Origin of the sequence: Streptomyces sp. NPDC002602 (genome assembly GCF_042889445.1) — a bacterium.
Lineage (GTDB): Bacteria > Actinomycetota > Actinomycetes > Streptomycetales > Streptomycetaceae > Streptomyces.
On the sequence record NZ_JBIAQX010000044.1, the window covers coordinates 1 to 3,845 of the forward strand.

Consider the following 3,845-nt stretch of genomic DNA (forward strand, 5'->3'; position numbering starts at 1 on the left):
TGGCGTTGATTTTTGGCACGCTGTTGAGTTCTCAAGGAACGGACGCTTCCTTTGTACTCACCCTCTCGGGCTTTCCTCCGGGCGCTTCCTTCGTTTCCGACTCTATCAGACTCTTTCGTGTCCGATTCCCGGTCGAAGCGGGTTTCGCTTTCCAGTTCTTCGCTTTCGCGTTTCCCTTTCCGGCGAGTCCGACTCTATCAGAAGTTTTCCACCGGATTTCCCGGCTTCAGATTCCTGGATGAGGAGTCGAGGGTGCCCTGTCTGAATTCGATTCATCGGGGCGTGTTGCCGAACCGTTCAGCTCGAGGCAACCGTTCTACTCTACATCGGCCTCGGGCCGGGGTCCAATCGGGCCCGAGGGCGCCCCGCCGAGCCACGAGCCCGCCAAGCCACCGCCCGCGACATGACCACGACGTTGTTCTCTCCCTTGCCCGTCGACAGCGCCGGCCACCGTGGGGCCCGGGACCGCCACGGCCCCGGCCTCGGCCTCGGCCCCACTTCACCATCACCCTGGTAGGCCGATACAGCCGGCGCGATCCCATCCAGGCAGGCACGAGCTCGTGCTGGTGGTTGGTGCCTCCGCGCGGCTGTGCACAGCGTGCCCACCTCTTCCTCGGGCGCCTCTTCCTCGGCCGGCTTTGCGACAGACCGCCTACGCCTCGGAGCGCCAAGGGGAAGAGATCCTCGCCATCGTCTCGGCCTCCGCGGACTGCCGCAGTGGAGCCCGCGGTGGAGTCCACAGTGACGATTCGTACGGTTCATTCGCCGCCGTCTCTCGACACCGGGCCCGGCAAAGGAACGACAGGCGGCGGCCCGGGCTCGCCGGTCATCCGTTCCCCGCACTCTCGCCGCGCCGGCCACCAGAGCAGTCGGTCAAGGCTCCGCCCTTGGCCGCGTCAGCGAGCCGGGACGCATTCCTGCCCTCCATTCACCCCGGGTCCGGCCTCTTGTCCACGAACGCAGGGCCCGGGGTGGAGCCGGCGAGCTCACCCTGGCTCCCCCATCGCCTTCCTCGCCCGGCGCCGCCGGAATGGCTGTCGTGTCGGGGTGGCAGTCTGGGCGAAATGAAACCCTGGAGCACTTCTACCGAACGCGACCTCCGGCATCTGCTCAACGAGTGGGATCCGATCGGCGTCGCTGACGAAGTGCCAGACGAGTACGACTGCATGCTCGCCCCTCTGCTCGGGCGGCTTCACGGCGGTGCGGGCCAGACGGAAGTGGATGAGTTCCTGCAGCACGAGCTGAAGGACCACTTCGGCCTCGACCCCTTGGGCCTGCGGCCCGACGCGATGGCCGCCCGGTTGGTCGCCTGGTGGACCTCTGCCGAGCGGGCCCATGGCACCGCCGGCGGCGCATAACCGCTTCCTCAGCGGACGCGCAGACGCGGGGGTACCTGTACCTGGCTGCGAATTGGGCTGCCGACTGCGCCTGGCGGCGGGTGTTCCATGGTGATCGCTCAGGCCGACAGCAATGAGGACCTGGACCGGGTTGTCTCGGTCGACTCCACGATTGCGTGTACTCACGAGCGTGCGGCCCGTGCCCGTGCCCGTGCCCGTGCCCGTGCCCGTGCCCGTGCCCGTGCCCGTAGAAATGCTCGAGCCCACGAGCCCGAAGTCCTCACCATCGGCAGGTCCGTCGGTGGCTGGCCTCGAAATCCGCCTCGCGACCGACAGCAGGTACCGGCCACAGGCCGTCACCTCATCAGCTGACAGGCCGGCGATCCGCGAGTACCTGCGCAAGCGCACGTGATCCGGGGACCTTCTCCGCTCGGGGGTCAGCGCGGCCGTCCACGTCGACGTCAAGAATCTCGGGCGCCATCGCCCACGGCCATCACGCCCTGATCCGCCCGAGCGGGCCGACCAGGGGCTGCCTCCCCGACCCGTCTCGGAGGCAGTCGTGCGCATGATCGGGACGATCAAGCGGTTGCTCGCCGGCCGTCGTGACGAACACCAAGCGTGCAATGGTGATGCTCCTCGATGAGGAGAGCGATCCCGGCGAACACGGTGTGGACCACAGGCAGTACGACGCTTAACCCGAACGAGAACCCAGTGCAGCTCGGTGAGGCACTCACTTGAGAGATCGTGGCCCTCCGACGCGCACCTGGTGGTTGATCACTGAATGGGCGGGCGGCCTGTCGCCGTGCCCGATGAATCTCGCGCGGAGGTGCACGGTGGCCTCGCCGTCAGGCCGTCGCACCAGCGGGGGACGTCTCCATCAGTGACCGGACTGCTCCGCCGTCTGCGCTTGACCGTGCGCATGGCGATCCGGCGGAGACTCAGACATCGCACGGAATGAATTCGTGTAGTCCGCCAGGACAGGGCTCATGTCCGGACCGGTTTTCTTCCTGGGCCGCTTGGCGCAACCCGGGCTTTGCCATTCGCCATGGCCGTCTCCCAAGCAGCGTGCTTGGTGGGTCCGACAATCGGTGGGGTCCACCCACCCAACCCACCGACACGACGTCGTCACCCGCGTTGGGTGCCGGCGGCATCACGGCGGGGATTCGCTGCCAGGCCGCCGTAGGGAGTAGCGGCACCCGTTCATCCAGTCCCCGGGTTTTCGAGCCTTGCGGTCATCGCCCGATTGCGCTTGAGCCGGTCGAGTCAGCCCCAGCCCTCGACCGTGTGTCGGGCCCTGTGGTCCGCGCAGTCGAGGCCCGAGACCGCCCTCCGGCCTTCCCCGCTCCGTTTGCGTTGCCGGCCTCATCGGCGGGCTCCCGCGTCTCCCACTGGCTACTCCCGCCCCGCGAGGCACGCCGTCCTGATCGTGCACACCTGCCGACAGTTCGCCGGAGCAGCCCCGGCGCGAGTCAGCAAACCACAACTGCCTTTTCCTGGACGGGCCTTGACGGGGATCCGGCGTCTGAAGAATCGATCTCTGTGGCAGTTGCTTCGAGAGCTCGTGCTCGTACCTGCGGGGGGGGGCCGGCGATAGCCAGTCTCGGTAGATGCCAGGGATCTGCCGTGGCGCCTGGCGGCTCTCGTTCCGTCGGTGAACTCCGAGGCCGGGGCCCGCAGCTGCCCTCGCGGAACGGTTCGTCATGGGGGCGGCGGTGTCGTCAGAGGTTGACGCGCTTCAAGTAGACGCGGCTGCGGTGCGGGATCGTCTGGTACCAGAGCATCAGGTGTTCGTCCTCGTACGTACGGAGCCGCATCGGCTGCTCGTCCTCGTAGAGGCTGCCGTCCTTCGGGTCGATGCCCATCGATGCCAGGTCCACCAGACCGTCCATGACGGAGCCGACCAGCCGCTGCTGTTCCGCGGGCATTTCCCCGAGTACCCACAGCCGGCCGGGATCGCATTCCCACGCCCAGCCGGTCTCGTTCTGCACGCCTTCGCCGCGGGGTGTCACCGGCCGATCTCCTCCTGGGCCTCGGCCAGGATGCGGCTGCTGGTCTCCATCGCTGACCGGAACTCCTGCTCGGTCGCGTTCGGATCCCCTGCGACACGCTCTGCTTCGTGGAGAGCCGCCGCCCGGGCGGGCCAGCGTTGGATGGCCACGTGCGTCGCCCACTTGATCAGGAAGAACCGCAGTGGATTGATGGCGCCCGTCGCCGCGGCCCGATCGAACGCCTCGTTGCACTCCCTGTCGAGCACGGCGAGATTCGCCATGTCGATTCGGCGCACGGCGTCCCGGAGGGCTTCCCGGGTCATGGCCGGCTGAGGGATGAGCGGGCCGCCGTCTTCCAACTGCTGTGCTGTCATCGTGTCCTCCTGGGGAACGCGGCCAGGATACCCAGCCGAACCCGACGACCTGGTCTGGAACGCAGAAAAGCCCCGCACCCAGAGGGTGCGGGGCTTTCCCACAATGATTGTTCGGCGGCGTCCTACTCTCCCACAGGGTCCCCCCT

At 67.5% G+C, this 3,845-nt stretch carries 4 protein-coding genes; 2 read left to right on the top strand and 2 right to left on the bottom strand.

Translation table 11 applies throughout. The annotated features are described in order from the left end of the window. Both ACFYW3_RS39085 and ACFYW3_RS39090 read left to right on the top strand, forming a co-directional pair. Positions 1-242 (top strand): hypothetical protein (locus ACFYW3_RS39085; protein ID WP_389389043.1); only part of this gene is annotated, 242 nt, incomplete at its 5' end. A gap of 822 nt (positions 243-1,064) precedes the next feature. Then, a complete protein-coding gene (locus ACFYW3_RS39090; protein WP_389389044.1) occupies positions 1,065-1,358 on the top strand; it encodes a hypothetical protein in 294 nt (97 codons plus the stop codon). 1,697 nt (positions 1,359-3,055) lie between these two features. Here the strand turns inward: ACFYW3_RS39090 and ACFYW3_RS39095 are convergent. Together ACFYW3_RS39095 and ACFYW3_RS39100 are read right to left on the bottom strand one after the other, a co-directional pair. Continuing rightward, positions 3,056-3,346: a hypothetical protein gene (locus tag ACFYW3_RS39095; RefSeq protein ID WP_389389045.1), complete on the bottom strand. Its 291-nt coding sequence runs from the start codon at positions 3,344-3,346 to the stop codon at positions 3,056-3,058. Further along, the gene (locus tag ACFYW3_RS39100; RefSeq protein WP_351763746.1) at positions 3,343-3,699 is read right to left on the bottom strand and encodes a hypothetical protein; all 357 of its coding nucleotides are present in this window, start codon (positions 3,697-3,699) and stop codon (positions 3,343-3,345) included. The genes ACFYW3_RS39095 and ACFYW3_RS39100 overlap by 4 nt, the downstream gene beginning before the upstream one ends. Positions 3,700-3,845 lie beyond the last annotated feature (146 nt).

Excerpts from the sequence above, each read along its gene's own strand:
- ACFYW3_RS39100 (WP_351763746.1), bottom strand. The coding sequence starts at position 3,699 with ATGACAGCACAGCAGTTGGAAGACGGCGGCCCGCTCATCCCTCAGCCG.
- ACFYW3_RS39090 (WP_389389044.1), top strand. The coding sequence starts at position 1,065 with ATGAAACCCTGGAGCACTTCTACCGAACGCGACCTCCGGCATCTGCTC.